This is a genomic window from Streptomyces sp. NBC_00576 (assembly GCF_036345175.1).
Lineage (GTDB): Bacteria > Actinomycetota > Actinomycetes > Streptomycetales > Streptomycetaceae > Streptomyces.
This window is the reverse complement of record NZ_CP107780.1, coordinates 7,371,369-7,386,766: the sequence shown is the minus strand read 5'-3', so window position 1 is coordinate 7,386,766 and position 15,398 is coordinate 7,371,369. Positions and strand designations below refer to the sequence as shown.

Annotated in this window: 12 protein-coding genes; 8 read left to right on the top strand and 4 right to left on the bottom strand. The window is 71.5% G+C overall.

Annotation, left to right across the window (positions count from 1 at the left end):
* Nucleotides 1-113: 113 nt before the first annotated feature.
* The 7 genes from OG734_RS32195 to OG734_RS32165 all read left to right on the top strand — a co-directional run bounded on the left by OG734_RS32195 (nucleotide 114) and on the right by OG734_RS32165 (nucleotide 10,900).
* Complete coding sequence (locus OG734_RS32195; RefSeq protein WP_330290946.1) at nucleotides 114-1,604, top strand: CHASE3 domain-containing protein; 1,491 nt, start codon at nucleotides 114-116, stop codon at nucleotides 1,602-1,604.
* Nucleotides 1,605-1,701: 97 nt separating this feature from the next.
* A complete protein-coding gene (locus tag OG734_RS32190) occupies nucleotides 1,702-2,781 on the top strand; it encodes a glutamate ABC transporter substrate-binding protein (RefSeq protein WP_330290945.1) in 1,080 nt (359 codons plus the stop codon).
* 63 nt (nucleotides 2,782-2,844) lie between these two features.
* On the top strand, nucleotides 2,845-4,170 hold the full coding sequence (locus OG734_RS32185; RefSeq protein ID WP_330290944.1) for a hypothetical protein: 1,326 nt from the start codon (nucleotides 2,845-2,847) through the stop codon (nucleotides 4,168-4,170).
* Nucleotides 4,170-6,662, top strand: coding sequence for a serine/threonine-protein kinase (locus OG734_RS32180; protein ID WP_330290943.1), 2,493 nt, complete (start codon nucleotides 4,170-4,172; stop codon nucleotides 6,660-6,662). The genes OG734_RS32185 and OG734_RS32180 overlap by 1 nt, the downstream gene beginning before the upstream one ends.
* On the top strand, nucleotides 6,663-8,063 hold the full coding sequence (locus tag OG734_RS32175; RefSeq protein ID WP_443064956.1) for a PP2C family serine/threonine-protein phosphatase: 1,401 nt from the start codon (nucleotides 6,663-6,665) through the stop codon (nucleotides 8,061-8,063).
* Between the two features lie 102 nt (nucleotides 8,064-8,165).
* Nucleotides 8,166-9,512: a vWA domain-containing protein gene (locus OG734_RS32170; RefSeq protein ID WP_330290941.1), complete on the top strand. Its 1,347-nt coding sequence runs from the start codon at nucleotides 8,166-8,168 to the stop codon at nucleotides 9,510-9,512.
* Nucleotides 9,513-9,553: 41 nt separating this feature from the next.
* Nucleotides 9,554-10,900: an FHA domain-containing protein gene (locus OG734_RS32165; RefSeq protein ID WP_330290940.1), complete on the top strand. Its 1,347-nt coding sequence runs from the start codon at nucleotides 9,554-9,556 to the stop codon at nucleotides 10,898-10,900.
* A gap of 9 nt (nucleotides 10,901-10,909) precedes the next feature.
* Here the strand turns inward: OG734_RS32165 and OG734_RS32160 are convergent, their stop codons facing one another.
* A complete protein-coding gene (locus tag OG734_RS32160) occupies nucleotides 10,910-11,914 on the bottom strand; it encodes a methyltransferase domain-containing protein (RefSeq protein ID WP_330290939.1) in 1,005 nt (334 codons plus the stop codon).
* A gap of 149 nt (nucleotides 11,915-12,063) precedes the next feature.
* Between OG734_RS32160 and OG734_RS32155 the strand changes: the two genes are divergently transcribed.
* Nucleotides 12,064-12,468, top strand: a complete 405-nt coding sequence (locus tag OG734_RS32155; RefSeq protein ID WP_330290938.1) for a globin — start codon at nucleotides 12,064-12,066, stop codon at nucleotides 12,466-12,468.
* An 8-nt stretch (nucleotides 12,469-12,476) separates the two neighbouring features.
* Here OG734_RS32155 and OG734_RS32150 read toward each other — a convergent pair whose 3' ends face one another.
* The 3 genes from OG734_RS32150 to ettA are packed head-to-tail and all read right to left on the bottom strand — an operon-like array spanning nucleotide 12,477 to nucleotide 15,279.
* The gene (locus OG734_RS32150; protein WP_330290937.1) at nucleotides 12,477-13,169 is read right to left on the bottom strand and encodes a hypothetical protein; all 693 of its coding nucleotides are present in this window, start codon (nucleotides 13,167-13,169) and stop codon (nucleotides 12,477-12,479) included.
* Nucleotides 13,166-13,612, bottom strand: a complete 447-nt coding sequence (locus OG734_RS32145; RefSeq protein WP_330290936.1) for an acyl-CoA thioesterase — start codon at nucleotides 13,610-13,612, stop codon at nucleotides 13,166-13,168. The genes OG734_RS32150 and OG734_RS32145 overlap by 4 nt, the downstream gene beginning before the upstream one ends.
* Before the next feature lie 2 nt (nucleotides 13,613-13,614).
* Entirely contained in the window at nucleotides 13,615-15,279 is a 1,665-nt protein-coding gene (gene ettA, locus OG734_RS32140) for an energy-dependent translational throttle protein EttA (protein WP_330290935.1), read from the bottom strand.
* Nucleotides 15,280-15,398: the final 119 nt, after the last annotated feature.

Below are 15,398 nucleotides of genomic sequence, written 5' to 3'. Positions count from 1 at the left end.
CACAACACCACCCACTGCGACACAACGCGGCCGCACTGCGATCCGATCAAGATCCAGTCAAGGCCGGTGCGGATTGTCAGTGCCGGGGGCGATACTGGCGGTGACGGATGACCATGGGGGAGGTCACAGTGACATCTACGAGCAGTGCGGCACCACCGACGCCGGGCTCGCCGGACGGCCCCGGCCAGTCCGGTGCGTCCGGTCTGTCCGCCGCCTCGGGCCTGCCCGCCATCCCGTCGCAGGCAGGCAGGGGTTCCGCTCCCGGCGTTCCCCAGCCCCCGCGCCGCACCGCGTTCGCCGAGGGCGTCGACCAGTTGCGCGCCGCCGCGACCACCGAGCCCGGGCGTCTGCGGATCATCGGCGCCCTGCTCGCGGTGCTCGTGGTCGCGTTCGGTGCCGTCACCGCCTGGCAGATGACCGACCGTTCGTCGGCCGCGGACGACGTGCTGCACAACAGCCAGCCCCTCAGCTCCGCCGCCGCGGACATCTACAGCTCCCTCGCGGACGCCAACACCGCCGCCTCCAGCGGTTTCCTGGCCGGCGGTGACGAGACGGCGACCTCCCGCGACCGCTACCAGCAGGACATCCGCAACGCCGCCGGCAAGCTGTCCGACGCCGCGACCAACTCCGAGCCGGGCTCCCCGTCCGCCGCGAGGATCGCCGAGCTCAACAAGCTGCTGTCGGAGTACACGGGCTACATCGAGCGGGCCCGCGCCAACAACCGGCTGGGCTTCCCGGTCGGCGGCTCGTATCTGCGGCTGGCGAACGACACGATGCAGAAGCAGATGCTCCCGCAGGCGGAGAAGCTGTACGCCAGGGAGAACGAGCGGCTGGCCTCCGACTACGCGGACGCGACCTCGTACCCGTGGGCGGCGATCGGGCTCGGCGTCGCCGTGCTCGGCGCCCTGGTCTGGGCCCAGCGGCGCAACTACCAGCGTACGAACCGGGTGCTGAACCACGGTCTGGTCGCGGCGACGGCCACCGCGACGATCGTCCTGCTGTGGCTGGTCGCCGGGCAGAGCTTCGCCCGCTCGGGCCTCAACGACTCCTACGACCACGGCATCCTCTCGCTGAACGTGCTGCACGACGCCCGGATCGCCTCCCTCAAGGCGCGCGGCAACGAGAACCTGACGCTGGTGGCGCGCGGCGCGGAGACGACCAAACTGGCCGACGGCGAGGTCGTCGACACGTACGACAACAGCTTCCAGGTGGACATGACCGCCCTCGGCAAGGGACTGACCGAGGCCGAGCGGATCGCCGACGACCGGACGGGCAAGGAGCCGGTCACGACGGCCGTCAGCGGCATGGAGGAGTGGGAGAAGCGCCACAAGGAGGCGCAGGCGGCGTACGAAAAGGGTGACTTCCAGCAGGCGCTCGCCCGCGTCATAGGCGACAAGAGCGACAAGCCGACCGGCGAGTGCTTCGACAGCGTCGACAAGGCGCTGAAGACGGCGATCGTGCATGAGCAGACGGAGTTCCAGCAGGCGGCCGGCGACGGCCGGGACGCGATGACCGGCCTCCCGGTGGGCGCCGCGGCCCTCGCCGTGCTGGGGGCGGCGGGCGCGGTCCTCGGCATCGGGCGCAGGCTGTCGGAGTACCGCTGATGCGGTACGAAGAGTCGCGAGCAGTACAGACGCGGTACGAAGCGGTACAAGGGAGTTCGGCGGCAAGGGAGTTCGGGCGATGAGAGGGGGCGTGACGATGAACGCACAACGGCTTCCGCGGAGTCTGCGCACCGGTCTCCAGGTCCTGCGGGCCGGTCTTCGGACCCTGCGGGCCGGACTGCGGGGCTGGGGCGGTGTGGGGGCGATGGCAGCCGTCTGCGCCCTCGCGGTGGCCTTCGCGCTGCTGCTGCCGCGGACGCAGTCGCACGGCGCCGGCGGTACGGAGACGGGCGGGCAGGGTGTCGCCGAGGGCATTCAGGCGACGGCCGCGGCGGAGTGCAGGAACCCGCAGGACCAGAGCCCGTTCCCATCCTCGTCGGACGGGAAGACGATCGAGGCGATCAAGGCCCGTAAGGACCCGCGGCTGATCGTCGGCGTCGACCAGAACAGCTACCGCTGGGGCTACCGCGATCCGAACGGTGGCAGGTCGGCGGAGCTGGAGGGCTTCGACATCGATCTGGTCCACCGGATCGCGAAGGACATCCTCGGCGACGAGGACGCGGTCCAGTTCAAGGCCATCCCGACCAACCAGCGCATCCCGGCCATCAAGGACGGCCGCGTCGACATGATCGTCCGCACGATGACGATCAACTGTGACCGTCTGAAGGAAGTGGCGTTCTCCGCCCCGTACTTCCTCACCGGCCAGCAGGTCCTCGCCCCCAAGAGCTCCACGATCAAGGGGTACGACAAGACGCTCGACGACAAGCGGATCTGCTCGGCGGCGGGCTCCACGGCGCTCGAGAAGCTGAAGGCGGACCAGGCCGCGAAGAAGGCCGGGATCGCCTCCGCCGACATCGAGACGGTCGTCCCCAGCCAGCTCGACTGCCTCGTCCGCCTCCAACTCGGCCAGGTGGACGCCGTGGTGACCGACGGCGCGCTCGCCGCGAGCCAGGCGGCACAGGACCCGACGGTGGAACTGAAGGGCGACACGTTCACCACCGACTACTACGGCGTGGCGGTGAAGAAGGGTGCGAACGACCTGGCGGCACGGGTCAATCGCATACTGGAGCAGTACCGCCAGGACGGCGGCTGGCAGAAGTCGTACGACAAGTGGCTGTCGCCGACACTCGGCAGCGACTCGGAGTCGGCGAAGCCGCCGGTGCCCCACTACAAGTGACGTTCACCTACCAACCCACGAGCCGACCGAACGAGCCAACCACACGAGTAGTCGAGGTGATCGATGGGCGTCACGGGAGCCCCCGGGCCGGTGATGGACCGGGACGAGGTGGACCGTGCGCTGGCGCGGCTCGGCGCGGAGCACGAGGCGATCGAGACCTCACTCCTCGCCCTCCAGGACCACGCGGGCCGCAGACTCCTCGAAGGCGCCGAGCTCACCGGCACGACCAAGGAGCGCTGGGTGTCCGCGGAGGCGTCGATCACGCTGCTGTGGGCGTACTTCGACGCGTACTCGGACACCTACCGCTCCGCCCGTGACATCCGTTCACGCCGCCGCTGGTCCAGCCGCGAGGACCTGGTGGAGCTGACGGAACTGCTGCGCGGCGAGTGCGTCACAGTCTCGGGCAGTGCCACGGCGACGGCCAACGCGCCCACCCTGCACGGCACCGGGAAGCTCAGCCAGCAGTACTCGCTGGCCGCCCTGGTGGACCGGATGAACGAGCTGTACGCGACCTCGCTGGACATGGTCGTCACCGCCGACGCGGTCTGGTCGGCCCTGCCCGCGCGGATAGATTTACTGGCCGCCGAGCTGCAGCGCACCCGCCAGCTGGCGCACTCCGTGGGCGTACGCCCCGGCGAACACCCGGCCGGCGACGACCTGGAGCGCATCACGCGCACCCTGACAGCCCTGCGCGAGCGGGTGATCTACGACCCGCTGGCGTTCTGGCTGCCCGCACAGGGCAGTTCGGCGCCCGGCGGCGGCCGTCCGGACACCACGGTGTACGACCGTGAGGCGCGCGCCCTGGAGGACGTACGCCGGGAGATCGACGCCGTGCTGACGGTCCGCCAGGACGCCGAGGCGCGCCTCGTGAAGCTGCGCGACCTGCTGTCCCGCGCGGACCGCACCCTCGCCGAGGCGCGCAGCGCGCGCGGTGAGGTGCTGGCGAAGATCGCCGCGTCGGAGGTGCCTGCCGTCAGTGGCCCGCCCACGGCGTTGCAGGAGCAGCTGGCGGTGGCCGCCGACTACCGCCGACACGCCCAGTGGCACCGTCTCTCGCCGCTCCTGGAGTCGCTGGAGGCGAAGGCGGAGGACGAACTGATGCGCGCCCGCGAGTCGTTGACGGCGGTCACCCAGCCGCTGGCGGTCCGCGCGGAGCTGCGCGGCCGGCTCGACGCGTACAAGGCGAAGGTCGCCCGGCACGGGCTCGCGGAGGACCCGCTGCTGATCGAGCGGTACGACGCGGCGCGCCGCATGCTGTGGAGCGCGCCCTGCGACTTGCGGGTCGCGGAGCAGGCCGTGCTGCGCTACCAGCAGGCCGCCGCCGAGTTCTTCGGCGGCCCGCGGGTTCCCGGCCAGGCCGGACCCAGTGACCGGAGGGGGGACTACTGATGACCGAGACCGAACAGCAGAAGTGCCAGCGTCCCGACTGCGAGGGCAGTTACGAGGACATGGGCGGCGGCGAACTGTACTGCGACATGTGCGGACTCGCGCCGGTCGTGTCGACCGGCGGCATGGCCGGTGCGTCCTCGTCGAGTTCCCGCGCGTCCGCCCTTTCCGCCCGTACCTCGCGCACGTCCCGTTCCTCGCAGTCCCGCCGCTCGGTCTCCGGCCGGCTGTCGCGGTCCCTGTCGGGGAAGTCGACGGGCCGTTCGGTGTCGGTGCGCAGTTCGGGTTCGGCCGCCGGGTCCACCGGGCGCGGCCGGCTCGGCGCGGGCCTGGTCGAGGTGCCGGGCGTGCCGCGGCCCGACCCGCGCGCGATGGTGCTGGAGAACCCGGAGGTGCCCGAGCGCAAGCGGTACTGCTCGCGCTCCGACTGCGGGGCGCCCGTGGGGCGGGCGCGCGGCGAGGGCCGGCCGGGGCGTACGGAGGGGTTCTGCACGAAGTGCGGCCACCCGTACTCGTTCGTGCCGAAGCTGCACACCGGTGACATCGTGCGCGGCCAGTACGAGGTGGTGGGCTGTCTGGCGCACGGCGGCCTCGGCTGGGTCTACCTCGCCGTGGACCGGGCCGTCTCCGACCGTTGGGTGGTCCTCAAGGGCCTGCTGGACACCGGGGACCAGGACGCGATGGCCGCCGCGATCTCCGAGCGGCGCTTCCTCGCGGAGATCGAGCACTCCAACATCGTGCGGATCTACAACTTCGTGGAGCACCTCGACCAGCGCACAGGCTCCCTCGACGGCTACATCGTCATGGAGTACGTCGGTGGCAAGTCGCTGAAGGAGATCGCCAACGACCGCCGCACCCCGACCGGCAAGCGGGACCCGCTGCCGGTCGAGCAGGCGTGCGCGTACGGCATCGAGGCGCTCGAAGCCCTCGGTCATCTGCACAGCCGCAACCTCCTGTACTGCGACTTCAAGGTCGACAACGCGATCCAGACCGAGGACCAGCTGAAGCTGATCGACATGGGCGCGGTCCGCAGAATGGACGACGACGAGTCGGCCATCTACGGCACGGTCGGCTACCAGGCGCCGGAGGTCGCGGAGGTCGGCCCGTCGGTGGCGTCCGACCTGTACACGGTCGCGCGCACGCTCGCCGTCATGACGTTCGACTTCCAGGGCTACACGAACGTGTTCGTGGACTCCCTGCCCGACCCCGACCACATCGAGGTCTTCCGCCAGTACGAGTCGTTCTACCGGCTCCTGGTCCGCGCCACCGACCCCGACCCGGCCCGCCGGTTCGCGTCCGCGCAGGAGATGTCCGAGCAGCTGACGGGCGTGCTGCGCGAGGTCGTGTCGCTCCAGACGGGGCGGGCCCGGCCCGCGCTGTCCACGCTGTTCGGGCCGGAAGTGAAGGTCACGGACTCGGAGTTGTTCGGCGTGCTGGACGGTGAGGTGTCGCGGCTGGGGGCACGCGTGGCGACGCCCCGGAAGAAGTCCGCGGCGTCGGCCGCTCTTGCCCCCGGTGGCCCCACCAGAGCGCTCCCCGGCGCCCCGCGCCTCGTCAAGGCCATCGACGCCGGTGCCGCCGCCCTCGCGCTGCCCGTGCCCCGCGTCGACCCGACCGACCCCAACGCGGGCTTCCTGGCGGGGCTGTTGGCGTCGGCGGCCGGGGAGCTGATCGCCGCCCTCGCGGTGGTGCCGGCCCAGTCGACGGAGACACGGCTGCGGGAGGTGCGGGCCCGGTTGGAGAACGGGGACGCCGCGACCGCCCAGGAGTCGCTGGTCAGGCTGGAGGAGGAGCGGCCCGACGACTGGCGGGTGGTCTGGTACCGGGGCGTGGCAGCGCTGGTGACGGGCGATCACGAGGGCGCCGCGCTGTCGTTCGACGCGATCTACGACGCTTTCCCCGGCGAGAGTCCGCCCAAGCTGGCCCTCGGGCTGTGCGCGGAGGTCCTCGGGCAGCTCGACAACGCCGCCGAGTACTACCGGCTGGTGTGGACGACCGACCCGAGCTATGTGAGCGCCGCGTTCGGCCTGGCCCGCGTCCAGTTGGCGGCGGGCGACCGCCGTAGCGCCGTGAAGACACTGGAGTCGGTCCCGGAGGCGTCCATCCACTACACGGCTGCCCGTGTGGCCGCCGTACGGGCGCGACTGCGGCACCGGACGGCCGTGGCCGTCGACGCGCCGTTCCTGGACGATCTGATCGCTTCCGCCGGGCAGGTGGAGGCGCTCGCCGGATACGGCCTGGACGCGGTCCGGCGGGAGCAGCTGTCGGCGGAAGTTCTCGGCTGCGCGCTGGACTGGATACTCTCCCAGAGCCAGGGTTCCGCCCCTCCTGCCGTCGGGGGGCGGGTGCTGCTCGGCAGTGACCTGGACGAGCGTGGTCTGCGCTTCGGGCTTGAGCGCTCGTACCGGACGCTGGCCAGGCTCGCGCAGGGCGGCGAGGAGAGGATCGACCTGGTGGAACGCGCCAACCGTTACCGCCCCCGGACGTGGGTGTAGTTGATGTCCCAGATGCCCCAGCCACCCCAGCCGCCCCAGCCGACGGCCCTGTCCCGGTGCCCGAGCTGCGAGGAGCCGCTCGATTCGGGCGACCGGTTCTGCGGCGCGTGCGGGTACGACCTGTCGGCCGTGCCCCCACGCCCCGGTGACTCCCCCACGCTCACTCTGAGCGGCGCCCTCGCAGCCGCGCCGCACCCGCCTCCGGAGGCCGCTTCCGTGGACTGGCCCCTAGCGCCCGAGACCAGCAGCTCCGGCACCCCGGCGCCGGTGCACCTGGCGACCGATCTCCACGGCACCGACTCGGGCGAGACCCCGCTGGTGCCGGCTCCCGGCCTGCCGCCGGTGTCCGAGCCGCCGCTCACGGGCTCGCCGGTCTCCCCGGCCACCGGCGTGCGGTTCGACCGGGCCGCGGGCGGTGAGCCCGACGAGTACCCGCTGCAGGCGCCCGCCCCGCGCCCGGCCGAGACCTCTACGCCCCCGGCCGGCACCAAGGTGTGCGTGGCCTGCCGGGCGGGCCGGGTCGACCACGACGGCTACTGCGAGAACTGCGGGCACGCCCAGCCGCGCGAGCGCGACCACATGGAGGACGAGGTCGGCCCGCTCGCCGCGGTCACCGACCGGGGCCTGCGCCACCACCGCAACGAGGACGCGTACGCGATCTCCCACACCACACTGCCCAACCGCACACCCGCGCTGGTCGCGATCGTCTGCGACGGCGTCTCCTCGGCGACCCGCCCCGACGAGGCCTCGCTCGCCGCGTCCCGGGCCGCCGGCGACTCGCTGATGGCGGCCCTGCCCCAGGGCACCCACCCCCAGCAGGCGATGCACGACGCGATCCTCGCCGCCTCGCACGCCGTGAACGCGCTGGCGGACGAGCCCGCCGGCGCCCGCGAGCACGCCCCGCACCAGAACTCCCCGGCCTGCACCCTGGTCGGCTCCATCGTCACCCCGACCCTGCTTGTCGTCGGCTGGGTCGGCGACAGCCGCGTCTACTGGGTCCCGCTGGACCGCTCAACCGCCCCGGCCCGCCTCACCGAGGACGACTCGTGGGCCGCGCAGATGGTCGCCGCGGGCCTGATGAACGAGGCGGAGGCGTACGCCGACGAGCGCGCCCACGCCATCACGGGCTGGCTCGGCGCGGACGCGTACGAACTGGAGCCGCACACCGCTTCCTTCAAACCGGACCGGCCAGGTGTGGTGGTGGTGTGCACGGACGGGCTGTGGAACTACGCGGAGGCGGCGGACGAACTCGCCGAGGTTCTCCCGCCGGACGCCGCGTCGCGCCCGCTGCACGCCGCCCGGGTCCTGGTGGGCCACGCCCTGGACGGCGGGGGCCACGACAACGTAACAGTGGCCGTCGTGCCGTTCCCCGCCCCGTCGCAGGGGGCAGGATCGGCCTGAGGGCACTGACACGGGGGTGCCCGCAGAAGGACCGGAGGGGACTGGTCCGCATACAGTCACTGCTCCACTCATGTGGGGTTTTCGAGGGGGAACGAAGCACACATGGCCAATTTCTCGAAGTCGAACGTGCCGCAGTTCTCGGTCGACGTCTACCAGAACGAGTACCTGCCCGACGGCGGCCGCGAGGTCAGCGCGATCGTGACGGTCACCGCCACCGGCGGCGGCACGGTCGGCACGTCCGTCGCATCACCCCACCTCTACTCACCGGGCCAGGGTCCGGACGCGGCCGTGGCGATCATGGTCGACTGCTCCGGCTCGATGGACTACCCGCCGACCAAGATGCGGGGCGCCCGGGAGGCGACGGCCGCCGCGATCGACGCCGTGCGCGACGGTGTGCACTTCACGGTGATCGGCGGCACGCACGTCGCCAAGGAGGTCTATCCGGGCGGCGGGCGGCTCGCGGTCGCCGACGCGACCACCCGCGAGCAGGCCAAACAGGCGCTGCGCCGGCTGAGCGCGGGCGGCGGCACGGCCATCGGCACCTGGCTGCGGCTCGCCGACCGGCTGCTGTCCTCGTCCGAGGTCGCCATCCGGCACGGCATCCTGCTCACCGACGGCCGCAACGAGCACGAGTCGCCGGAGGACCTGAAGGCCGCACTGGACTCCTGCGCCGGCCGCTTCACCTGCGACGCACGAGGTGTGGGCACCGACTGGGAGGTCAAGGAGGTCACCGCGATCGCCTCCGCGCTGCTGGGCACCGCCGACATCGTCGCCGACCCGGCCGGCCTCGCCGCCGACTTCACGCAGATGATGGAGACGGCCATGGGCAAGGAGGTCGCGGACGTCGCCCTCAGGCTGTGGACCCCGGTCGGCACGGAGATCAAGTTCGTCAAGCAGGTGGCGCCCACCGTCGCGGAGTTGACCGACCGCCGCACGGAGGCAGGCCCGCGCGCCGGCGACTACCCCACCGGTTCCTGGGGGGACGAGTCGCGTGACTACCACGTGTGCGTCGAGGTGCCCTCCGCCGGCCTGGGCCAGGAGATGCTTGCCGCCCGCGTCTCCCTGGTGATCCCGCAGCCCGACGGCAGCGCCCAGAACCTCGGCGCGCAGGGCCTCGTACGGGCCGTGTGGACCGACGACATGGCGGCCTCGACGTCGATCAACCCACAGGTCGCGCACTACACAGGTCAGGCCGAACTGGCACAGGTCATCCAGCAGGGTCTCGATGCCCGCAAAGCGGGTGATGTCGACGGGGCAACGGCCAAGCTGGGACGGGCCGTTCAGCTCGCCAGCGCCTCCGGAAACGCGGATACTGCGAAACTGCTTGCGAAGGTGGTGGACGTGGTCGACGCCGCGGCAGGTACTGTGCGACTGAAGGCGAAGGTCGAAGAGGCCGACGAGATGACACTCGAAACACGGTCCACAAAGACTGTTCGTGTAAAGAAGTAACCGAACAAAACGTAGCGAAGAGGAGAGGGGGAAGCGCCGACATGCCGACCTGCCCGAACGGACACCAGTCGGGTTCCGACGACTGGTGCGAGGTCTGCGGTCACCGCATGGCCGGTGCCGTGCCCCCGCCCCCGCCGCCACCCCCGGCGCCCGGTTACGGCTATCCGCCGCCCGGTTCCGCCACCGGAGCGCCCGGCGGCCGCTCGCATCTGTCCGCCGTGCCGGACGCCGCACAGGAGCTGTGCCCGCAGTGCCGCACCCCGCGTGAGGGGGGCGCTCCGTTCTGTGAGGAGTGCCGGTGGAACTTCCTGACGAACACGGCGACCTCGTACACCCCGGCCGCCCCGCGCCCGCAGGCGCCGGGACCGGGCCAGGGATACGGCGCGGGACCCGGTGGCCAGGGCCCCGGCCAGCGCTTCCAGCCTCCGCCGCCCGGCCCGTCCTACGGCGGCGGTGACGGTTACGACTATCAGAGCTCGCGCCCGTCGCAGATGAACCGCCCCGCCGAGCCGATCCCGCCCTTCGGCGGCGACCCGTCGCGCCCGGTCCCCCCGCCGCCGGGTCCCACCCCCGGTATGCCCGGCGGTCCCGGCGGTACGTCCGCCGGCGGGCCGCAGGGTTACCCGCCCGGCGGGCCCGGCGGATCGCAGGGTTACCCGCCGCCCGGTCCCCCCGTCACCTCCGGCGGGCCCCAGGGGTACCAGCCGCCAGGAGACCCTGGAGGGCCCGGTGGCGCACCGCAGACGTACCAGCCGTCCGGTTCGCCCTTCCCGCCCGCGTTCCCGCAGGAGACGGGCCGGCACGGTGGCTCGCAGCCCGGCGGCGGCTTCGGCGGCGCTGACGACGACTGGGTGATCTCCCCGCCGGCCGGCGGCCCGAGCGGACCGTCGGCCCCACAGCAGGGCGGCGGCTACGGCTATCCGCAGCCCGGCATGACGCAGGCCCCGCCCGCACACGGCGGCGGCTACGGCCAGCAGCAGCCGCTGACCTGGTCCGCGACGATCGGCCCGGACCGTGAGTACTTCATGGCGATGATGCAGCGCTCCGGCCCCGAGGCCGCGGGCCTGAACCTGCCCGCGTACTCACCGGAGCAGCAGCGCGCCCTCACCGGCAACCAGATCACGATCGGGCGCCGCCGCCACTCCACGGGCGAGTCCCCCGACATCGACCTGGCGGTCCCGCCGGAGGACCCGGGCGTCTCGCACCAGCACGCCGTGCTGGTCCAGCAGCCCGACGGCAGCTGGGCGGTCGTCGACCAGAACTCGACGAACGGTACGACGGTCAACAACTCCGAGGAGCCCATCCAGCCCTTCGTCCCCGTACCGCTCCAGGACGGCGACCGGGTGCACGTGGGCGCGTGGACGACGATCACGATCCGCCGGGGATAAGGGCTTCCGTCAGGTCGTGGGGAGGGGCCAGGCATACGGACCCGTGGGTTCGTCGAGCCAGGCCCACTCCCGGTCGCCGCTGACGGTGATCCCGTACCGCTCCCGCACCGGCCGGCCCTCCCGCTCCCACAGCGCGTACGCCTCCTGCGGGTCCAGGCTGCCCTGGGTCAGGGCCAGCAGGAACCTGAGCAGCTCGTGCTCTCGAGTCCGGGCCGGGAGCGCGCCCAGGTGCGGGATCTCCGGCTCCGGCCTGCTCTCCCCCCGCAACGGCACGAAGTAGGCGGACGCGTGCAGGAAGCGGCCCTCGGCGTGCTCGGCGTCGCGGACCGTGAGGGCGGCCAGGCCGGTGGCGAACGGCGTCAGGATGCGGGCTCCGGGGCGGCACTGGGCGATCCAGGCGCGCGGCACCGAGCTGAGCGTGCAGGTCGCGATGATCCGGTCGAAGGGGCCGCGTTCGGGCACCCCGCGGGCGCCGTCGCCGGTGACGACGACCGGACGGTGTCCGGCGGCGGCCAGGTGCCGGCGGGCCGACTCGGTGATCTCCGGGTCCAGATCCACCGTCGTGACGAGGGCGTCGCCGAGACGGTGCGCGAGCAGCGCCGCGTTGTACCCCGTACCGGCGCCGATCTCCAGGACGTTGTGCCCGTCCTCGACCGCCAGCTCGGCGAGCATCATGGCCATGAGGGAGGGCTGACTGCTGGAGGAGACCAGCTCGCCGTCGCGCACCCGGGTCGCGAGCGGCACGTCCGCGTACACGCCGCGCAACCAGCGCTCACGCGTGAGCCGGTCGGGACTCTCACCCCACAGCCGCTGCCGACCGCTCACGGCACCGGCGTAGTAGTACGGCACGAACAGATGCCGGGGCACCGCCTCGAACGCCTCCCGCCAGACCGGGTCGCCGCCCCAGGCCCCACTGGCCTCGATCACACGCACGAGCTCGGCCCGCGCCGAGAGGGCGAGGTCGTCGAGGTCGCCGAGGTCGTCCCTGCCCTCGTGGACAGCGCGCGCGCTCATACGTCCACTGTCCTGCGCCCGGCGCCGCAACGCGAGCGCCCATACCGGCCGAAGCGGAATCGACGGTTCAGTGCGGCCCGGACGGGGCGCCCGGACGGGGTGGTCCTAGGCCTTGAGTCCTCGGTCTCCCTGTCTGAGACCATGGTGAGGTGAAAGAGATTCCGCGCGGCACGCTTCAGGAGCAGACCTTCTACGAGCAGGTCGGCGGCGAGGAGACCTTCCGGCGCCTCGTGCACCGGTTCTACGAGGGTGTCGCCGAGGACCCGCTGCTGCGGCCCATGTATCCGGAGGAGGACCTGGGCCCGGCCGAGGAGCGGTTCACGCTGTTCCTGATCCAGTACTGGGGCGGCCCCACGACGTACAGCGAGAACCGCGGCCACCCCCGGCTGCGGATGCGCCACGCCCCCTTCGCCGTCGACCGGGCCGCGCACGACGCGTGGCTGAAGCACATGCACGTCGCCGTCGAGAAGCTCGGCCTCTCCGAGGAGCACGAGCGGACGCTGTGGAACTACCTGACGTACGCGGCGGCCTCGATGGTGAACACGGAGGGCTGACCAGGCCCTCAGCGGACGCTGACGTCCAGCGCCCCGAGTCCCGCCCTGCGTACGGCGATCGATCCGTACGGGGTGCGCAGCCGCAGCCAGGCTCCCGACGAGACCAGCGCGAGCGGCGCCTCACCGGACGCCTGTGTGCCCTGGGCAGGCCGCAGGAAGCCCAGGGACTGCGCCGCGTGCACTGCCCGTACCGGCAGGCGGGTGTCCCCCACCGTCCGGGTCCAGATCTCCCGCCCGATCCGGTCGAGCTCGGCACGAGTACGCGACTCGGGCGCCAACTCCTGCGTACGGGACCGGAATTCGGCGACCGCTGCGGCGACCATCGTGCGCAGCGCGTCCGGGGCGGGCAGGCCGGGCTCGGGTCGCCAGCCGCCGCGCGGAGGCAGTACCCCGGCCCAGGGCGGCCCGGTCACGGCCCCGGGGACGGTGAGGGTGGCGGCGGGCTCGTCCACCGTCTCCAGGAGTTCACCGGCCGACACGGTGACGTCGAGGGCGACGTCCAGCCCGTTCTCGTACGGCTTGGCGAGCCGGGCCGCGCGGATCGCGAGGACCTCGAAGGACGGGGGCCGCCCGAACACGGCAAGCGCCGTGCCGGCCGCCTGGAGACGCACCGCTGCTCCACGGTCGTAGTGGATCAGCCGGGCGAGGAAGGCGGCGAGATCGGCCGCCTCCCCTTCGTCTGCGAGGTGCAGGACCGTCATGCGGCGACGGCCCCGCCCTCTTCGTCGGCGTCCTCGTCCTCAGCCGCGTCCGCGTCTGCGTCCATGTATTCCTCCAGGAACTCCCGTTCCTCGGAGGTGATGCGGCGCGGACGCTGCGTCGCGAAGTCGAACGGCACGACGACCGTCGAGGCATGGACGTACACCTGGTCCGCGTCCTTGACCTCGTAGGTGAGCGTGAAGGACGCCGCTCTGATCCGCGTTACCCACAACTCGATGTCCACGGGCGCGTGCCGGTGGACCAACTGCCTCTTGTAGTCGATCTCATGGCGTGCCACCACGGACCCCTGCTGGAAATCCTTGTCCGGGCGGAACAGGAAGTCGATACGGGCTTCCTCCAGATAGCGGAGGAAGACCACGTTGTTGACGTGGCCGTACGCGTCCATGTCCGCCCAGCGCAGCGGGCAGCGGTAGATGTGCCGCAAGATCAGTCCCGGGTCAGCTTCTTGTAGGTGGCGCGATGCGGGCGGGCGGCGTCGGCGCCGAGCCGCTCGATCTTGTTCTTCTCGTAGGACTCGAAGTTGCCCTCGAACCAGAACCACTTGGACTCGCCCTCGTAAGCGAGGATGTGCGTCGCCACTCGGTCGAGGAACCACCGGTCGTGGGAGACGACCACCGCGGCACCCGGGAACTCGAGGAGCGCGTTCTCGAGCGAGGACAGGGTCTCCACGTCGAGGTCGTTGGTCGGTTCGTCGAGGAGCAGCAGGTTGCCGCCCTGCTTGAGGGTGAGCGCGAGGTTCAGACGGTTGCGCTCACCGCCGGAGAGGACGCCGGCCGGCTTCTGCTGGTCCGGGCCCTTGAAGCCGAAGGCGGAGACGTACGCGCGGGACGGCATCTCGACCTGGCCGACGTTGATGTAGTCCAGCTCGTCCGAGACGACGGCCCACAGCGACTTCTTCGGGTCGATGTTCTCGCGGCTCTGGTCGACGTACGAGATCTTGACGGTGTCGCCGACCTTGATCGAACCGGAGTCCGGTGTCTCCAGACCCTGGATCATCTTGAAGAGGGTCGTCTTGCCGGCACCGTTGGGGCCGATGACGCCGACGATGCCGTTGCGCGGCAGCGTGAAGGACAGGTCGTCGATGAGGAGCTTCTCGCCGAAGCCCTTGGAGAGGTTGTTGACCTCGACGACGATCGAGCCCAGCCGCGGGCCCGGCGGGATCTGGATCTCGTCGAAGTCCAGCTTCCGCATCTTGTCCGCCTCGGCGGCCATCTCCTCGTAACGGGCGAGACGGGCCTTGGACTTGACCTGACGCCCCTTGGCGTTGGACCGCACCCAGTCGAGTTCTTCCTTGAGCCGCTTGGCGCGCTTGGCGTCCTTCTGGCCCTCGACCTTGAGCCGGGAGGCCTTGCTCTCCAGGTACGTCGAGTAGTTGCCCTCGTAGCCGATGGCGCGACCGCGGTCGAGCTCCAGGATCCAGCCGGCGACGTTGTCCAGGAAGTACCTGTCGTGGGTCACGGCGACGACGGTGCCGGGGTACTTGGCGAGGTGCTGCTCCAGCCACTGCACGGACTCGGCGTCCAGGTGGTTGGTGGGCTCGTCGAGGAGCAGCAGGTCGGGGGCTTCCAGGAGCAGTTTGCACAGCGCCACGCGGCGACGCTCACCGCCGGAGAGGTTGGTGACGGGCCAGTCGCCGGGCGGGCAGCCCAGGGCGTCCATGGCCTGCTCCAACTGGGTGTCCAGGTCCCACGCGTTGGCGTGGTCCAGGTCCTCCTGGAGCTTGCCCATCTCGTCGAGGAGCGCGTCCGAGTAGTCCGTCGCCATGAGTTCGGCGACCTCGTTGAAGCGCCGGAGCTTGCCCATGATCTCGGCGGCGCCGTCCTGGACGTTCTCCAGCACGGTCTTGGACTCGTCGAGGGGCGGCTCCTGAAGGAGCATGCCGACCGTGTAGCCGGGCGACAGGAAGGCGTCTCCGTTGGACGGCTGCTCAAGGCCCGCCATGATCTTGAGAACGGTGGACTTACCGGCACCGTTCGGGCCGACCACACCGATCTTCGCGCCGGGCAGGAAGCTCAGCGTCACGTCGTCAAGGATGACCTTGTCGCCGTGCGCCTTGCGCGTCTTGCGCATGGTGTAAATGTACTCAGCCAAGAGAAACCGTCCGGCAGCTTGAAATCTGGCAGTGGTGGGATACACCCCATCTTGCCTGACCGCCACCCCCGCAGGGAAACGAGTACGTCAGCGGCCCCGGGCGCCTGGCAGGCGGGCAG

Bases quoted from the DNA above. Each gene is read 5' to 3' on its own strand.
- OG734_RS32195 (WP_330290946.1), top strand. From the start codon at position 114: ATGGGGGAGGTCACAGTGACATCTACGAGCAGTGCGGCACCACCGACG.
- OG734_RS32190 (WP_330290945.1), top strand. From the start codon at position 1,702: ATGAACGCACAACGGCTTCCGCGGAGTCTGCGCACCGGTCTCCAGGTC.
- OG734_RS32185 (WP_330290944.1), top strand. From the start codon at position 2,845: ATGGGCGTCACGGGAGCCCCCGGGCCGGTGATGGACCGGGACGAGGTG.
- OG734_RS32180 (WP_330290943.1), top strand. From the start codon at position 4,170: ATGACCGAGACCGAACAGCAGAAGTGCCAGCGTCCCGACTGCGAGGGC.
- OG734_RS32170 (WP_330290941.1), top strand. From the start codon at position 8,166: ATGGCCAATTTCTCGAAGTCGAACGTGCCGCAGTTCTCGGTCGACGTC.
- OG734_RS32165 (WP_330290940.1), top strand. From the start codon at position 9,554: ATGCCGACCTGCCCGAACGGACACCAGTCGGGTTCCGACGACTGGTGC.
- OG734_RS32160 (WP_330290939.1), bottom strand. From the start codon at position 11,914: ATGAGCGCGCGCGCTGTCCACGAGGGCAGGGACGACCTCGGCGACCTC.
- OG734_RS32150 (WP_330290937.1), bottom strand. From the start codon at position 13,169: ATGACGGTCCTGCACCTCGCAGACGAAGGGGAGGCGGCCGATCTCGCC.